This window comes from Thiovibrio sp. JS02 (assembly GCF_053485635.1).
Window position 1 is genome coordinate 388,318 of record NZ_CM130715.1, and the last position, 14,850, is coordinate 403,167.

A 14,850-nucleotide genomic window follows, 5' to 3' on the forward strand; every position below is an offset into this window, starting at 1 on the left:
TTTTTTTTATACGGAGAAGCAGATGACCCATAAGAATATCCCGCTCAAGGAGCGCATCATTCTGGCCCTTGATGTGGAAACAGCGGCGCAGGCCAGGGAGCTGGTGAAAAAAACCGAATCCCATCTTTCCTTTTACAAGGTGGGGCTGCAGCTTTTCATGGCCGACTGGTTCAATACCGTGGACTGGCTGGTGGACCGTGGCCACAAGGTGATGCTCGATCTCAAGTTCTTCGACATTCCGGAAACCGTGAAGCTGGCCGTGGCCCAGCTCCGGGAACATGGGGTGACCTTCGCCACCATCCACGGCAACGACCCCATCATCCGGGCCGCCCTGACCGAAAAGGGCGAGGTCAAGCTGCTTGCCGTCACCGTGCTCACCAGCTTCGGAGAAGAAGACCTCCGCGCCATGGGCATGACCCAGTCCATCGAGGATCTCGTCTATTACCGGGCCAAGCGGGCCCTGGAGCTGGGCTGCGACGGGGTGGTTTCCTCCGGCCTTGAGGCGGGTCGACTGCGCGCCGGTCTTGGCGACAGGCTGATGCTGGTCACCCCCGGCATCCGGCCCGGCGCCAACGTGCTGGACAGCGCCGATGACCAGACCCGGATCATGACCGCAGGCCGCGCCGTCGGCAGCGGCGCCGATCATGTGGTGGTCGGCCGGCCCATTGCCAAGGCCGCGGATCCCCTTGCGGTGATCGAGGCCATGCAGCAGGATATCTCCCTGGGGCTGGCCGGCTCGTGACCGGCGCGGATTCAGGCCGGGCATGATCGAGATCGACGGCAGCATGGGCGAGGGCGGCGGCCAGGTGCTGCGGACCTCCCTTGCCCTTGCCGCTCTCCTTGCCAAGCCCCTCCACATCCATGGAATCAGAAAACACCGCGGCGTCCCCGGGCTTAAACCCCAGCATCTTGCCGGGGTCAAGGCGCTGGCCGCGATCTGTGATGCCCGGCTTACGGGAGCCGAGTTGGGGAGTTGCGAGCTGACCTTCGCGCCCCAGGCCGCCAAGGCGGGCAACTATTCCTTTGCCATCGGCAGCGCCGGTTCCGTCACCCTGCTTCTCCAGGCCATCCTCCCGGCCCTGGCCTTTGCCGATGGTCCATCCGTGGTCAGGGTGAGTGGCGGCACCCATGTGCCCTGGAGCCCGAGCCTTCATTATTTTGCGGAGATCTTTCTGCCCATGCTTGGCCGGCTGGGGGTTCATGCCCGGGTGGCGAACAGCCATTACGGTTTTTATCCCAAAGGCGGCGGCTGGCTGGAGCTTCTCGTGGCGCCGGTACGCGTTCTTGCTCCGTTGGCCCGGTTGCAGCCCTTGCCGCCCGTCAGGATAACCGGCAGCAGCGGAGTGGCCAGGCTGCCGGTTTCCATAGCCGAACGGCAGAAGAACGCCGCCCTGGATCTGCTTGCCGGCCAGCGGCTTACCGCGGAAATAGAGGTTTCCGAAGTGGCGGCGAAAAGCGCCGGCACCTTTGTTTTCCTGAAAGCGGAGCAGGGGGCGTGCGTCGGCGGCGCCACCGCCCTGGGGGCCAAAGGCAAGCCGGCGGAGGCGGTGGCCAGGGAGGCCGGGGTCGAACTCCTGTCCTACCTTGGCGAACAGGCCTGTCTTGATCCTCATCTTGCCGATCAGCTCATCCCCTATCTCGCCTTGGCGACCGGACCGTCCCAATTCACCACCTCCCGGGTTTCCGGGCATCTGCTCACCAACCTGCGGGTGGTCGAACGGATTCTCGGCTGTTGCCATCAATGGGCGGGAAAGGAAGGTGGCCCGGGAGATGTCCGCATCCACGGAATCGGTTTTTCCCGGCAGGCCTGACGCAGCGGCGGCGTCTTCCGCTTTCTCCGCTCTGCGCGGTGAATAAAAAAGGCAGGACCGTTGGCGCGGCCCTGCCTTTTTTTACGTCTTGGCGCGGGAAAACTAGCTTTGTTTTCTTCTCAGCCTCGCGCCGGCAAGCCCGGCAATGCCGGTGCCGAAAAGGAGCATGCTCACCGGTTCCGGCACCGGCTCGCCGCCCTCGCTCACATAACTTTCGCTTTCGCCGTCGGCATACCCCTGCACATGCAGTCCGATGCGGTAGGCCTCACTGTTCAGCGCCGCCAGGATGCTGTTGAAATCCGAGCCGGTAAAGGCGATGGTCAAGGTATCCTGGGTCCCGGCACCCGTCCAGTTGTCGATGCCGTTGCCGCCCGTGCCGGTGGGGGCATCCGCATCGGTTGACCAGTCCGCGGTAAAGCCGATATTGGTGCCGCCCGAGAGATCGGGCGGAGACGCGGTGTGATTGAAGCTGACGATGCCGGTGGAAGTGTAACCGCTCCAGGCCAGGGCAGCCTCATTTCCCCAGTCGAAGTAGATATCCGTTATCGTGGTGAGGATATTTCCCTGGTTGGTGAATTTAAACAGGGTAAGGCCGCCGCCGCCGTCTGTCACATCAACCAGAAACTGGGCGCTGGGATCCAGGGGAGAGTTGTCCTCGACAACGGTGAATCCATAGGGGATGGCCTGGGCGGTTCCGGCGATTCCCAAGAGCAGGGCGGTTGCGATAATGGTTGAGAGTTTCCTTTTCATATGGTGCTCCTCCCCCTCAAAGGGTTTTCTGAAATACCACTGCATTTGTTCTGCTCATTTCTCACTGCCTTCACAGTAGCAAGAGTTGTGCCGCATTGCGGCTGCCATGGCGGAGAAGGAAAAAGCGAAATGATTCAGCCTTATTAGAGTTTTGCCGGGAAAGAAGATGGCGTATTGGGCGAGAAATGCGGCTCTGTTTTTCCGGAAAAGTGGAATTTTTTCCGGAAAGTCGTTTTCCTTGGTGGAAATCGGGAGCGGGATTTCGAGCTTTTTCAGCCGAGCTGGGGGAAGAGGGCAAGGAAGCCCTTGAGGACGACGAGGCTGAAGATGCCGGCCAGAATATCGTCCAGGACGATGCCCAGGCCGCCGTTGATGCGGCGGTCGATGAGGCGGATGGGGTAGGGCTTGACGATGTCGAAGAATCGGAAGAGCAAAAAGCCGATGATCAGGGGCACGGGCCGGGCGGAAACGCCGATCAGGGCGACCAGCATGCCGATGACCTCGTCGATGACCACCACGCCGGGATCTTTGCGGTCGAGGATCTTTTCCGCCTGGCCGGCGCTGATCACCGCCAGGAGAAAGATCGCCGCAAGGGCGAGGCCGTAATGGGTGGGCGAGAGCCGGATGAGCAGCAGGTGCAGGGGCAGGGCGAGAAACGAGCCCCAGGTGCCGGGGGCCTTGGGCAGATAGCCGGCGCCGCAGCCGGTGGCCAGGGCCATGTAAAAGCGATCCATCTCATTCTTCCTTTCTGAAATCAGTGAGCTGCGCGCGGGCAACCTCGGCATACACCTCCTTGAGGGGGATGTGGTGCGCTGTTGCCAGCCGTTTGCAATCCTCATATTCCGGGGTCAGGGTTTCGCCGCTGGGGGCGGATATTTTTTTGACCCGGATTTTCCCCCACCGGCTGGGAACCGTGCCCGATTCCCGGGGCAGGGTGAGCCGTTGTTCCCTCCGGAAGCGAAGGCCGATGGCCGTCGTCTCGGTCAGAATGCATTCCTTCAGGGCCAGGGCCGCGGCAGGGGCGCAGACCACGCGGAGGGCAAAGCCCGGCCGCCCTTTTTTCATCTGGATTGGCATGAGCGCCACGTCCAGTGCCCCCGAGGCAAAAAGCCGTTCGCAGAGATAGGGATAGGTTTCCGGCGCCCAGTCGTCAAGGTGCGTCTCCATGACCTCGACTTCCTGTGCCTCCGTTATCCCGAGCGGGGTGCCGATCAGCAGGCGGAGGAGGTTGGGCTGGCCGTTGGCCAGGGCCCGGCTGCCGGCCCCGTAACCCACCGAGTCGATGCGCATGGCCGGCATGGGGCCGAAGTCGGCGGCCAGGGCCTTGGCAAGGGCCGCCCCGGTCGGGGTGACCAGCTCCTGCGCAAGGTCAACGCCGTAGGCAGGCACCCCTTTGAGCAGCTCGCAGACTGCCGGCGCCGGCAGCGGCAGCCTGCCGTGCGCGCATTCCACCCAGCCGCTTGGCATGGGGAAAGGCGCGCAGGAAAGGCGGCCGATTTCGAGGGTGGCAAGTCCGATGGCTGCCCCGACGATATCGATCAGGGCGTCCACGGCGCCCACTTCATGGAAATGGACCCGGTCGGCGGTGGTGCCATGCACCTTGGCCTCGGCTTCGGCAAGGAGGGTAAAGACGGCGAGAGCCTGGGTCTTGCATCCCTGGGCCAGATCGCTGCCTTCGATGATTCTCCTGATATCGGCAAGGTTGCGGTGGGGGTGGCGTTCGCGGCAGGAGACGCGCAGGGCGGTGGCGGCGATGCCCCCGCAATCTTTTTTCTCAATGGAAAGCTCGTAGCCGGCGAGATCGAGCCGGTCCAGCTGCTGCTGGAGTTTTTCGGCGGAAAGTCCCGCGTCGAGCAGGGCGCCCAGAAACATGTCGCCGCTGATTCCGGAAAAACAGTCGATATGGGCGATACGGTTCTCTTTACTCATTGTCTTCCCGTTTCTTCTGGTCGGAGGTGTCGGCAAAGGTGCGTCTGCTGTAGTGGTTGAGCCAGGCCAGGATCTGCTTGCGATACACCGCGCAGGGGATGGCTACGAGCGCCGAGACGAGCAGCAGAACCGCCAGCCGCAGGAAGTTCCCCTGGTACACCTCGGCGCCCTGAAAGGAGAGCATCAGGGTTCCGGGCATGCGGCCCACCGCGGTAATGAAAAGAAAGACCGGCAGCGGCATGTGGCTCATGCCCAGCAGATAGGAAAGCGAGTCCTTGGGAAAGCCCGGAAAGAGAAAGAGAACAAAGGGGATGATGAAATCGCCTTTGGCAATCAGGTGGTTGAACTGCTGATAGATTTTGGCCTGTTCCAGCCTGCGGCGGATCAGGTCGCTGAGCAGGCGGCCCACCGCGAAGGCGAGCCAGGAACCGAGGGTCAGCCCCAGCGAGGAGTAAACGAAGCCCGGCAGGGCGCCAAAAATATAGCCGCCTAAAATACCGCTCGCCTCGCCGGGGATGGGAGCGATGATCACCTGCAGGATCTGAAGGCCGATGAAGACCAGAGGCGCGAGAATGCCTTGGTCGAGAATGGCGGCGCGCAGTTCCGCGCCTTTGTTCAGGGAATTTTTCAGGGCAGGGATGAGCTGGTGGAGCAGGGAATCGTCTTGTTGTGCGTAGAGAAGCATGGCGGCAATGCCGGCGGCGATCAAGGCAAGGGAGAGGATCCTCCCTTTGAGGAACCGGGTCATGTGGGAAACCTGAGACCGGCGGCAAGGGGCCTGCCCCGCAGGAAGGCGTCGACTCCCATGCGCTTGCCGCCCTCAAGCTGCACCTCGCCTATGCGCAGGTACTTTTCGCCGGTGGCGATGAGCAGGCCGTTTTTGTCGGCCCGGCAGAGGGTGCCCGGCGCTTCGCGCACGGTTTCCGCGATGATCTCGGGGCTGAAGAGGCGCAACCATTTGCCGTCCAGGGTGGTGTGGGCCATGGGCCAGGGGTCGAGTCCACGGATCTGGCAGCTGATTGCCGCGGCAGGTCGCTGCCAGTCGATCTCGCTCTGCTGCTTGCAGAGGGGGGGGGCCAGGGTGGCGAGGCCGTCCTCCTGCTTCCGGGGAGGGAGCTTGCCGGCCTTGAGCCGTGCCAGTGCCTCGATGAGAAGACTGCCGCCCAGCTCGGCCATCTTCACGGCCAGGCTGCCGGCGGTGTCCTGTCCGGTAATGGCCAGGGCGCCTGTCAGCAGAATATCGCCGGTGTCCATGCCTTCATCCATCTGCATGATGGTGATACCGGTTTCGCCATCACCGTTTAAGATCGACCATTGGATGGGGGCGGCGCCCCGGTACTTGGGGAGCAGGGAGCCATGGACGTTGATGGTGCCCAGAGGCGGCAGGCTCAACAGGCTGCCGGGCAGGATCCGGCCATAGGCGGCGACCACGAAGAGATCCGGCTGAAAGGAGCGCATCTCTTCGTGGAATTCTTCGGTGCGGATCTTGGTGGGTTGCAACACCGGGATGCCGGCGGCCAGGGCCACTTCCTTCACCGGCGGCGGGCTGAGTTTCCGGCCGCGGCCCTTGGGTTTGTCGGGTTGGCAGACCACGGCCACCACCTGTTCTCCCTGCGAGAGAAGCGCTTGCAGTGAAGGCACCGCGAAGGCGGGAGTGCCCATGAAGATGATCCGGTAGGGCGCTTGGCTCGGCATTCAGTCCCCCTTTTCCGCTTCGGCCTTGAGGATCTTTTTCAGCTTCTTCTTGTAAAGGCCGCGTTTGAGCGAGCTGATCCGGTCGATGAAGAGGGTGCCGTTGAGATGGTCGAGTTCGTGCTGGATCACCCGGGCGTAGAAATCCTCGGCCACGAAGTGCAACGGCTCGCCCTTGATGTCCTGGGCCTCGACCCAGATTCTGGTGAAGCGGGGCACATTGGTGGAATATTCCCGCACCGAGAGACAGCCCTCCTCATCGCTTTCCTGGCCTTCTCCCTTGACGATTTTCGGGTTGGCCAGCACGATCAGGTTCCTGGGTTCGTCCTTTCTGGAGATGTCGATGACGCAAAGCTGCAGCGGCACGTTGATCTGCGGGGCGGCGAGGCCGACGCCCGGCGCCGCGTACATGGTTTCCGCCATGTCGGCCACCAGCTTTTCCAGCTCTTCGTCGAACCGTGTCACCGGTTTGGCGATCTCCTTGAGAACGGGGAATGGATATTTGACAATTTCTCGCAGCGCCATGGGAGGGTATCCTTATTCTGCTTTCCGCGCGGCCGGCGGTACTTTCGAGGGCGTAACGGCTGTGTGAAAAGACAATTTTATAACATATTTTCCGGATCAACGTCCACCGACAATTTCACCGCCCCGCCCAGGCCAGCGTGCTCCTGCTCAAGGCTTGCGCAGAGGCCGTGCAGCTGTTCAAGCTCCACGCCTTTCAGGAGAAGCTGCCAGCGGAACAGGCCGCGCAGTCTGGCAAGGGGCGAGGGGGCGGGGCCGAGGATGGCGGTGCGGCTCAGATGGCGGCCGAGACTTTTGCCCTTGGCGGCCAGGGCAAAGGCCCGGTTTTTAACGGCTTCCTCCTGCTCGCCCTCAAGGAGCAGGTTGATGATCCGGGAAAAGGGCGGGTAGCCCAGGGCCTGGCGCAGGGAAAGCTCCTTGCTGAAAAGCCCGGCATAGTCGTGGTCGCGGGCGGTGGTGACGGAATAGTGGCTGGGCTGGTGGGTCTGGACGATGACCTTGCCCGGCTGCTCGCCGCGGCCGGCCCGGCCCGTGACCTGGCTCAAGAGTTGAAAGGTACGCTCCCCGGCCTTGTAATCAGGGATGCCCAGGCCCGCGTCGGCCCAGACGATGCCCACCAGGGTGACATGCGGGAAATGGTGGCCCTTGGTGATCATCTGGGTGCCCACCAGGATGTCCACCTCCCGTTGATGCACGGCCCTGAGGATCCGCAGGAAATCCCGGCGGTTTGCCGTGGTGTCCCGGTCGAGGCGGGCGATGCGCGCGGCCGGAAAGAGACCGGTCAGCTCCTCCTCGATGCGTTCGGTGCCGAAGCCCACCGCCACCAGATTGGAGGAGCGGCAGTTGCCGCAGACCGTTTTGCGGGTGATGCTGTGACCGCAGTAGTGGCAGATGAGTTCGCCGCGGCCCTTGTGCATGGTGAGGCTGACCTGGCAGTGGGGGCACTGCACGGCCTGGCCGCAGTCGCCGCAAAGCATGCAGCTGGCAAAGCCGCGGCGGTTTAAAAAGACGAGGCTCTGCTCCCCCTTGGCCAGGGTCTCGCGCAGGGCCTGCCTGAGTTGCGGGGAAAAAAGAGGCGGCCGACCGGAAACGGTGTTCACCGCCTGCAGGTCGACGATCTCCACCTGGGGCAGGGGCCGGTTTTCGATGCGGTTTTTCAGGGTGAGCAGGGTGTATTTGCCGCTGATGGCGTGCTGGTAGCTGGTGATCGCCGGAGTCGCGGAGCCGAGCAGGACCACGGCGTCGGTCTGGTTGCCGCGCAGCAGGGCGAGATCCCGGCCCTGGTAGCGCAGGCCGTCTTCCTGTTTATAGGCGCCGTCGTGTTCCTCGTCGACAATGATCAGTCCCGGCGCGGCCAGGGGCGCGAACACAGCGGAGCGGGCGCCGATCACGATCTGCGCTTCGCCGGAAAGCGTGCGTTGCCACTGGTCGAAGCGTTCGCCCTTGGAAAGGCCGCTGTGCAGCAGGGCGACCCTGGCGCCGAAGCGGGAGAGGAAATGGCCTTCGAGCTGGGTGGCCAGGGCGATTTCCGGCACCAGGACCAGGACGCCGCGGCCCTGGGCCAGGGTGAATTCGGCGGCGCGCAGGTACACCTCGGTCTTGCCGCTGCCGGTGACGCCATGGAGAAGAAAGGGCGCATATTTTTTTTCAGCGATGGCCGGGACGAGCCGGGCAAGGGCTTCTTCCTGCTCCGGGGAGAGTTGCGCCGGTTTCGGAAAAAAGGGCGGGGTCTCGCCAAAGGGATCGCGGTAAACCGGCTGTTCCCGCAAAAAAAGAACGCCTTTCTCCGCAAGGCCGGGGAGAGCCTTTCTCGCCCCGCTGTAAAGGCGGGCCAGTTCCCGGCGGGGGATGCCCTGACCTGGCGGCCCCTGTCTTGCGACGACCAGTTCGAGGGTCTTCCGCTCCGAGGGCTTGAGGTCGGCTTGGACGCCATCCCGCCCAGGGGAGAGAAAGACGCAGGTTTCCGTTTTCCGGCCGATGCTTTCGCCGGCGATCATCTCTTCGATGCCGAGCAACCCCTGGGCGGCCCATTGTTCGATGAGGCGTCGTTCCTTGCTCCGCCAGAGTTTGCGCATGGCCGCCGGACCAAGTTGTTTTTTGCGCAGCAGCTCGGCCAGCCAGGGCTGCTCCTCTCCGGCCCGCGGGTTCTGTTCGGTGAAATGCCGCCAGCCTTTTTCGGTGAGGAGGAGTTGCCTGCCGCTCTGGGAGGTGAGGCCGCCCGGCAGAGCGCCCTTGATCACCTCGCCGATGGGGTGGTGGTAATAGCGGGCCACCCAGCGGAAGAAGGGGATCATGTTTTCCGGGAAAACCGGCTGCTCGTCGAGAATCTCGGCAACGGGCCTGAGGCGGGCCTCGGGCTTTTCTTCGCTCAGGGCGAGCAGATACCCCGTTACCAGGCGGTTGGCCAGCGGCACCAGCAGCCGTTGCCCTGGCCGCAGCACCGTTTGCTCTCCGGGGGCGGCGTAGGTGAGGGTGTGCGGCAGGGGGGCGGCAACGGCAACTTCGAGATAGGGGGGGGCGGCTGGCATGGGCGGGATTATTTTTAAGACCAAGGAGCTGGTGGTTATTGCGGGATGAGGGGTCTCTCCGCCTGCTGTTGCTTCGCGCCCCTGCCGGGGTGGCTACAGGTCGGCGCTGACCTCCTTGATGTGTTTCTTGAAATCCTTGGCTAGCACCGGATGGCGCAGGGCAAAGGCGACAATGGCCTTGAGATAGCCGAGTTTGTCGCCGGCGTCGAAGCGTTTGCCCTTGAATTCATAGGCATACATGGGCTGCTGTTTGGAAAGGGCCAGCAGGGCGTCGGTGAGCTGGATCTCGCCGCCGTGTCCGGGCGCGGTTTTCTCCAGCATCCCGAAGATTTCCGGCATCAGGAGGTAGCGGCCGATGATGGCAAGGTTGGAGGTGGTGGTGCCGCGGGCCGGTTTTTCCACCATGCCGTTCACCCGGAAGACCCGGTCCCGCACCGCGGTCCCCTCGACAATGCCGTACTGGTTGGTTTCCTCCAGGGGAACCTTCTGGATGGCGACGATGGGGCCCTGCAACTCGTTGTACAGATCAAGCATCTGCTGACAGCAGGGGGTGTCGCTCAGGACCAGATCGTCGCCCAGCAGCACGAGAAAGGGCTCGTTGCCCACCACGTTTCTGGTGGTCCAGATGGCATGGCCCAGGCCCAGGGGTTTTTTCTGCCGCACGGCGACAATGTCGATGAGGCTCGAGATATGGCAGACCTCTTCGCAGAGCTCGTCCTTGTGTTTCTGTCTGAGCAGGGTGTCGAGTTCGAAGTCGTAGTCAAAATGGTTTTCAATGGCGGATTTGCCCTGGCTGGTGACGAAAACGATCTCCTCGATGCCGGAGGCGACGACCTCTTCGACAATGTACTGGATGGTGGGGCGGTCGACGATGGTCAGCATTTCCTTGGGGATGGCCTTGCTGGCCGGCAGAAAGCGGGTGCCTTTGCCGGCAACGGGAATAACGGCTCTGCGTACTTTCATGACAATCTCATAGTTAATTGATTTTTATTGGGAAATTTCTGAAATGGCGCTGAAAACGCCGTCCCGGCTTTTTCGGCCGCGAAATCGCGGGAGTGGACTTGACGACTTCTTGCAATTTCAGTGAGTTACGCCTGTAGAAATTGGCGGTCCAGCCCTGGTTCGCATCCAGGCCGTCGAAAAAGGAGTTTTTCAACAGCCTGCTCGTGTATAGTATGAACGATCGCGAAAACAAAGGCAACCTGTTCTTTGTAGGAAATACGGGGCTCAGAGCGGAATCGGATGCATCCTCTTGCACGAAGGGTCAAAAAAATCATCAGGTCGCAAAACCTGCTTGTTGCCGGGGAGCGGTGTCTTGTCGGCGTCTCCGGCGGACCGGATTCCATGGCCCTGCTCCACCTCCTCGCCGGGCTTGCCGAAGAATTGAGCGTTTCCCTGATCGTGGCCCATGCGGACCATGGCCTGCGTCCCGGGGAGGCTTCGGCCGAGGCGGCGCTTGTCCGGGCGGCCGCCGAGGGGCTTGTCTGCCCTTATGTCTCGCGCGCCCTGGCGGTGAAGGCCTTTGCCGAGAAGGAGGGGCTTTCCGTCGAGCATGCGGCCCGCACCCTCCGCTACGCCTTTTTTTCGGAAATGGCGGTGAAGGAGGGCGCGAGCAAAATTGCCGTGGCCCATACCGCGGACGACCAGGCGGAGGAGATTCTCCTCAGGCTTCTCCGCGGCGCCGGCCGGGCGGGGCTGGCCGGAATGGTGCCGATGCGGGCGGGCCTGGTGATCCGGCCGCTCCTGGGCGTTGCCAAAGAGGAGCTGCTTGGCTACCTGGCCGCCTGCCGAATCCCTTACTGTCTGGACAGCTCCAACCGGGAACGCGTCTATCTCCGCAACCGGGTCAGGCTTGATCTTCTGCCCCATCTGAAAGAGCATTTCAATCCCGGCATTGAGGCATCCCTGCGGCGGACAGCGGCCGTTCTTGCCGCGGAGGAAGAGTTGCTTGTCAGGCTCACCGACCAGGCATACGCGGCAACGGTTGCGGAAACAGGAGGGGAGCCGCCTGTCGCGACCCTCGCCCTGCCTCCCTTTGCCGGCGAACCCTTGGCTTTGCAGCGGCGTATCCTTGAGAAAATCTGCTGGCAGATGGAATGCCGGCCATCGTTTGCCAAGATCGGCCAGCTGCTGCACCTGGCCCTGGCCGGCGGCGAGGGCGCTCTTTTGCATCTGGCCAGGGGGCTGCGGGCGCAGCGGGAAAGCGGGAGGCTTGTTTTTTTCTATCCGCAGGGAAAGATCGCCGCCCGCGGCAACCTGCTTGTCCGGGAATCCCCCTCTTTTTTCCTGCACGTTCCAGGGCCGGGCGAATATCCCGTCGAGGCCATCGGCAAGAAGATCGTGGTGGAAGAAGTGGCAGGCCTGCCGACGGACCGTTCGGCTTCGGGCCGGAAAGCTCAATGGCTGGACGCAGACAGCCTGGTCCTGCCGCTGAGCGTCCGCTCTTTTTTGCCCGGCGACAGGTTCAGGCCCCAGGGCGCGCCTGGACATAAGAAGGTTGGCGATTTTTTCACCGATCACAAAATTCCCGCCGCGCTGCGGAGGCAGACCCCGGTTCTTGTCGATCGGGAAGGGATCGTTGCCCTGCTCGGCCTGCGGTCGGATCAGCGTTGCGCGGCAACCGAGGCGAGCAAGCGGGTGCTCGTCGTGCGCATCCAGGCGCTGTAAGCCATTAAAATGGCTTTACTGAAAAGAGGATACATGGTAATTAGGGTTTCGTTTGCACCGAGAAAAATGTGGGCGGGTAGCTCAGCTGGATAGAGCGTTAGCCTCCGGAGCTAAAGGTCGTGGGTTCGAATCCCGCTCCGCTCACCACTATAGAGACTAGAGGGTCATGCAGATCGCATGACCCTCTTTTTTTTTTGCGCAGATCCATTCGGATTTCGTTTGGTTCCCTGGCAGGGTGAAAATCCCTCGACTCTCTTGTCTGAAAACGGGTATGCTGGCCGAAAATATGAGTTCAGCAAAGAATGATTTTTATCGAGGCGGGCGGGTTTCCGGCTGCACGACAACAAGGAGAAAGGGAATGGCATACATACTCGTCACCGGAGGGGCAGGTTATATCGGTTCGCATACCATTGTGGAACTGCAGCAGGCCGGCTACGAGATCGTGGTGGTGGATAACTTTGTCAATGCAAACCCCGAAGCGTTGGCGCGGGTTCGGGAGCTGACCGGCAAGCCCTTGGTGGTGCGGGCCGTTGATCTGCTCGACCGGCCGGCCCTGGCGGAGGTGTTCGCCGAGTTTCCCATCTCGGCGGTGATCCATTTTGCCGGCCTTAAGGCGGTGGGAGAGAGTGTCGCCGAGCCGCTGCGCTATTACCACAACAATCTCACCGGCACCCTCGTGCTCCTGGAGTGCATGGCGGCCCACGGGGTGAAGCAGATCGTCTTCTCCTCCTCAGCCTGCGTCTACGGCGACCCTGACAGCGTACCCATCCGGGAGGATTTTCCGGTGCGACCCACCAACCCTTACGGGCGCACCAAGCTGATGATCGAGCAGATCCTGCAGGACGCCCGGGTCGCCGACCCGGCCCTGCAGGTCGTCATCCTCCGCTATTTCAACCCGGTGGGCGCCCATCCCTCCGGCAGGATCGGCGAGGATCCCAGCGGAATTCCCAACAATCTCATGCCCTATATTGCCCAGGTTGCCGTGGGCCGCCTTGCGCAGCTTTCCGTTTTCGGCGGAGATTATCCCACTCCGGACGGCACCGGGGTCCGTGATTATATCCATGTGGTGGATCTCGCCAGGGGGCATCTGCATGCCCTGCGGAAAATCGTCGAAAATCCGGGTCTGCTGCTCTGTAACCTCGGTACCGGCCGCGGCTACTCGGTGCTTGAGATGGTTGCCGCCTTCGCGCGGGCGAGCGGCCGCGCCGTCCCCCATGTCGTCACCGCCCGGCGGCCGGGAGACATCGCCACCTGTTATGCAGACCCGACCCTGGCCCGCGATGCGCTGGGCTGGCAGGCCGAGCTGGGGCTTGAGGAGATGTGCCGGGACCATTGGCGCTGGCAGGAGAATAACCCGGAAGGATACGGCCGCAAGGGGTGAGCGAAGCCAGGGAGGGAACTTTTTGAGTTCGTGCATTGAAAAAACTTGTTCCCGTCGCATTTTCTCTCCATAATATCATTTAGTGTGCTGAACGGCGTGATATCGGCGCGGAGTTGGCGCATCTCCTTTCGCTGTTTTCGTAAGCGGCTGGAGGAGACTCTTTTGCCTGGCGATGGATTTTCCGCAAAACTTTTCAAGGAGTTGTGGGTATGGCGGACCGTGCGACTGGAACCGTAAAATGGTTTGATGGTGCCAAGGGCTATGGCTTTATCGAAAGACAAGGTGAGGCCGATGTTTTTGTCCATTTTCGCAGCATAGTCGGCGAAGGCTACCGGACTTTGAAAGAGGGGCAAAAGGTGGAGTTTGACCTGGTGAAGGGGCAGAAAGGAATGCAGGCGGAAAACGTGGTGGTGATGCCCTGAACCGCCGGCCAGGCAACGGATGATTTCCAGACGGCCTGGGGCATGACTGCTCCGGGCATTTTTTTGTATTTTCTGGTCCCGCCGGCACAGGTTTTCCCCCTGGCTTGCAACTATCTTTCGTTTTGAATGCATGCCATTATCCCCCCCGGAGTGTCGGGAAAGGGATGCTCCGGTTTTTTTAACCGCAAATACTGGCAAATAGATTTTGAATCCTTCCCGCAACTGGCATCCCCTGGCAGTCCGCATCTGGTGTCCGGGAAAAGAGGGGCGGTGCGGCCGGCAAGGGGATGACGTCAGGCCGCCGAGGGAACGTGAATGCAAATGGACCTTGCTCCCGATCTGAAGGTGCTGGTTGTTGACGATTCGCTGGTCATGCGGCGGATCATCAAAAATCATCTTCTGACCATGGGCATTGCCAATATCCTCGAGGCTGACAATGGGGAAAAAGCCCTGCGCATCCTTGCCGAGGAGAAGGTGGACCTTGTCCTTTCCGACTGGTGTATGCGGGTGATGCACGGGATTGAGGTCCTGCGCAGGCTCAGGCAGAATGAAGCCACGAAAAATATCCCCTTTATCATGGTTACCGCCGAGGCGCAGCCGCACCTCATCCTGGAGGCCATTCAGGCCAAGGTGAGTGATTATGTGGTCAAGCCGTTTACCAAGGATGATCTGCGGGAAAGCATCGAAAAGGTCTTCAGGCTGGAAAAACCTGCCGCTTGAGCAGGGGAGGGGGCGAAGGAAAGCTCCCTCGCCCTGATTACGGATGCTACATGCGGATTTTGGAGTTTGTTTTTTCCGGATGCTTGAGGAGATGTTTGTAGCGGTTCATCGCGGTCTTGGCCAACCGTCCGGTGACGTGGGGCAGGTCGGAAGTGCGCCAGATCTCCGTGAATTCTTCAGAAGATAAAAGCCGTTCGCTCACCGCGTAATAGGGTTCCGCCGCATCATCGAGAACAATGTCGGTATGGTCAAAGGTCATCTTTCCGGCAAAGATATTGTCGAGCAGCGTCCTCGTCGTATAGCCGAAAAATTTTTTGATGTCCTCCGGGGATTTGGCCAGGTTGGTCTTGTCTCTGAAGCCGGGAAGGGTTTGATTTTCGTACTTGCTGAATGAAAGTTGTCTGGTCATCAAAAATCCTCCTGTCTAA

15 protein-coding genes and 1 tRNA gene are annotated in these 14,850 nt (G+C 61.5%); 7 read left to right on the forward strand and 9 right to left on the reverse strand.

Going from position 1 to position 14,850, the window contains the following annotated elements:
- The first annotated feature begins 22 nt into the window (after positions 1 to 22).
- Together pyrF and rtcA are read left to right on the forward strand one after the other, a co-directional pair.
- The gene (gene pyrF / locus ACUUL3_RS01915; protein ID WP_448554053.1) at positions 23 to 742 is read left to right on the forward strand and encodes an orotidine-5'-phosphate decarboxylase; all 720 of its coding nucleotides are present in this window, start codon (positions 23 to 25) and stop codon (positions 740 to 742) included.
- A gap of 22 nt (positions 743 to 764) precedes the next feature.
- Positions 765 to 1,811, forward strand: coding sequence for an RNA 3'-terminal phosphate cyclase (rtcA, locus tag ACUUL3_RS01920; protein WP_448554055.1), 1,047 nt, complete (start codon positions 765 to 767; stop codon positions 1,809 to 1,811).
- 102 nt (positions 1,812 to 1,913) lie between these two features.
- On the opposite strand, the gene ACUUL3_RS01925 is transcribed toward rtcA, so the two are convergent.
- The 8 genes from ACUUL3_RS01925 to galU all read right to left on the reverse strand — a co-directional run bounded on the left by ACUUL3_RS01925 (position 1,914) and on the right by galU (position 10,195).
- The gene (locus tag ACUUL3_RS01925) at positions 1,914 to 2,561 is read right to left on the reverse strand and encodes a PEP-CTERM sorting domain-containing protein (protein ID WP_448554057.1); all 648 of its coding nucleotides are present in this window, start codon (positions 2,559 to 2,561) and stop codon (positions 1,914 to 1,916) included.
- A gap of 272 nt (positions 2,562 to 2,833) precedes the next feature.
- The gene (locus tag ACUUL3_RS01930) at positions 2,834 to 3,295 is read right to left on the reverse strand and encodes a phosphatidylglycerophosphatase A family protein (RefSeq protein WP_448554058.1); all 462 of its coding nucleotides are present in this window, start codon (positions 3,293 to 3,295) and stop codon (positions 2,834 to 2,836) included.
- A gap of 1 nt (position 3,296) precedes the next feature.
- Entirely contained in the window at positions 3,297 to 4,490 is a 1,194-nt protein-coding gene (larC, locus tag ACUUL3_RS01935; RefSeq protein ID WP_448554060.1) for a nickel pincer cofactor biosynthesis protein LarC, read from the reverse strand.
- Positions 4,483 to 5,238 (reverse strand): TVP38/TMEM64 family protein, encoded by a 756-nt coding sequence (locus ACUUL3_RS01940; protein WP_448554062.1) that lies wholly within the window; start codon positions 5,236 to 5,238, stop codon positions 4,483 to 4,485. The genes larC and ACUUL3_RS01940 overlap by 8 nt, the downstream gene beginning before the upstream one ends.
- Positions 5,235 to 6,185 (reverse strand): methionyl-tRNA formyltransferase, encoded by a 951-nt coding sequence (gene fmt, locus ACUUL3_RS01945; protein WP_448554064.1) that lies wholly within the window; start codon positions 6,183 to 6,185, stop codon positions 5,235 to 5,237. Before fmt ends, ACUUL3_RS01940 begins: the two co-directional genes overlap by 4 nt.
- Positions 6,186 to 6,707 (reverse strand): peptide deformylase, encoded by a 522-nt coding sequence (gene def, locus ACUUL3_RS01950; protein ID WP_448554066.1) that lies wholly within the window; start codon positions 6,705 to 6,707, stop codon positions 6,186 to 6,188.
- A gap of 77 nt (positions 6,708 to 6,784) precedes the next feature.
- Positions 6,785 to 9,232: a replication restart helicase PriA gene (gene priA / locus ACUUL3_RS01955; RefSeq protein ID WP_448554068.1), complete on the reverse strand. Its 2,448-nt coding sequence runs from the start codon at positions 9,230 to 9,232 to the stop codon at positions 6,785 to 6,787.
- 93 nt (positions 9,233 to 9,325) lie between these two features.
- Positions 9,326 to 10,195, reverse strand: a complete 870-nt coding sequence (gene galU / locus ACUUL3_RS01960) for a UTP--glucose-1-phosphate uridylyltransferase GalU (protein WP_448554069.1) — start codon at positions 10,193 to 10,195, stop codon at positions 9,326 to 9,328.
- A 279-nt stretch (positions 10,196 to 10,474) separates the two neighbouring features.
- On the opposite strand from galU, the gene tilS reads away from it, so the two are divergent.
- The 5 genes from tilS to ACUUL3_RS01985 all read left to right on the forward strand — a co-directional run bounded on the left by tilS (position 10,475) and on the right by ACUUL3_RS01985 (position 14,422).
- The gene (tilS, locus tag ACUUL3_RS01965) at positions 10,475 to 11,899 is read left to right on the forward strand and encodes a tRNA lysidine(34) synthetase TilS (RefSeq protein WP_448554071.1); all 1,425 of its coding nucleotides are present in this window, start codon (positions 10,475 to 10,477) and stop codon (positions 11,897 to 11,899) included.
- Between the two features lie 70 nt (positions 11,900 to 11,969).
- Positions 11,970 to 12,046 (forward strand) — tRNA-Arg (locus ACUUL3_RS01970).
- A gap of 211 nt (positions 12,047 to 12,257) precedes the next feature.
- A complete protein-coding gene (gene galE / locus ACUUL3_RS01975; protein ID WP_448554073.1) occupies positions 12,258 to 13,280 on the forward strand; it encodes a UDP-glucose 4-epimerase GalE in 1,023 nt (340 codons plus the stop codon).
- Positions 13,281 to 13,489: 209 nt separating this feature from the next.
- The gene (locus ACUUL3_RS01980) at positions 13,490 to 13,702 is read left to right on the forward strand and encodes a cold-shock protein (protein ID WP_448554075.1); all 213 of its coding nucleotides are present in this window, start codon (positions 13,490 to 13,492) and stop codon (positions 13,700 to 13,702) included.
- Between the two features lie 315 nt (positions 13,703 to 14,017).
- The gene (locus ACUUL3_RS01985; protein WP_448554077.1) at positions 14,018 to 14,422 is read left to right on the forward strand and encodes a response regulator; all 405 of its coding nucleotides are present in this window, start codon (positions 14,018 to 14,020) and stop codon (positions 14,420 to 14,422) included.
- Between the two features lie 46 nt (positions 14,423 to 14,468).
- Here ACUUL3_RS01985 and ACUUL3_RS01990 read toward each other — a convergent pair whose 3' ends face one another.
- Positions 14,469 to 14,831 (reverse strand): hypothetical protein, encoded by a 363-nt coding sequence (locus tag ACUUL3_RS01990; RefSeq protein ID WP_448554079.1) that lies wholly within the window; start codon positions 14,829 to 14,831, stop codon positions 14,469 to 14,471.
- Positions 14,832 to 14,850: the final 19 nt, after the last annotated feature.

Bases quoted from the DNA above. Each gene is read 5' to 3' on its own strand.
- ACUUL3_RS01980 (WP_448554075.1), top strand. From the start codon at position 13,490: ATGGCGGACCGTGCGACTGGAACCGTAAAATGGTTTGATGGTGCCAAG.
- ACUUL3_RS01985 (WP_448554077.1), top strand. From the start codon at position 14,018: ATGCAAATGGACCTTGCTCCCGATCTGAAGGTGCTGGTTGTTGACGAT.
- ACUUL3_RS01940 (WP_448554062.1), bottom strand. From the start codon at position 5,238: ATGACCCGGTTCCTCAAAGGGAGGATCCTCTCCCTTGCCTTGATCGCC.
- ACUUL3_RS01990 (WP_448554079.1), bottom strand. From the start codon at position 14,831: ATGACCAGACAACTTTCATTCAGCAAGTACGAAAATCAAACCCTTCCC.
- fmt (WP_448554064.1), bottom strand. From the start codon at position 6,185: ATGCCGAGCCAAGCGCCCTACCGGATCATCTTCATGGGCACTCCCGCC.
- galU (WP_448554069.1), bottom strand. From the start codon at position 10,195: ATGAAAGTACGCAGAGCCGTTATTCCCGTTGCCGGCAAAGGCACCCGC.
- galE (WP_448554073.1), top strand. From the start codon at position 12,258: ATGGCATACATACTCGTCACCGGAGGGGCAGGTTATATCGGTTCGCAT.
- ACUUL3_RS01925 (WP_448554057.1), bottom strand. From the start codon at position 2,561: ATGAAAAGGAAACTCTCAACCATTATCGCAACCGCCCTGCTCTTGGGA.
- pyrF (WP_448554053.1), top strand. From the start codon at position 23: ATGACCCATAAGAATATCCCGCTCAAGGAGCGCATCATTCTGGCCCTT.
- def (WP_448554066.1), bottom strand. From the start codon at position 6,707: ATGGCGCTGCGAGAAATTGTCAAATATCCATTCCCCGTTCTCAAGGAG.
- priA (WP_448554068.1), bottom strand. From the start codon at position 9,232: ATGCCAGCCGCCCCCCCCTATCTCGAAGTTGCCGTTGCCGCCCCCCTG.
- tilS (WP_448554071.1), top strand. From the start codon at position 10,475: ATGCATCCTCTTGCACGAAGGGTCAAAAAAATCATCAGGTCGCAAAAC.
- ACUUL3_RS01930 (WP_448554058.1), bottom strand. From the start codon at position 3,295: ATGGATCGCTTTTACATGGCCCTGGCCACCGGCTGCGGCGCCGGCTAT.
- rtcA (WP_448554055.1), top strand. From the start codon at position 765: ATGATCGAGATCGACGGCAGCATGGGCGAGGGCGGCGGCCAGGTGCTG.
- larC (WP_448554060.1), bottom strand. From the start codon at position 4,490: ATGAGTAAAGAGAACCGTATCGCCCATATCGACTGTTTTTCCGGAATC.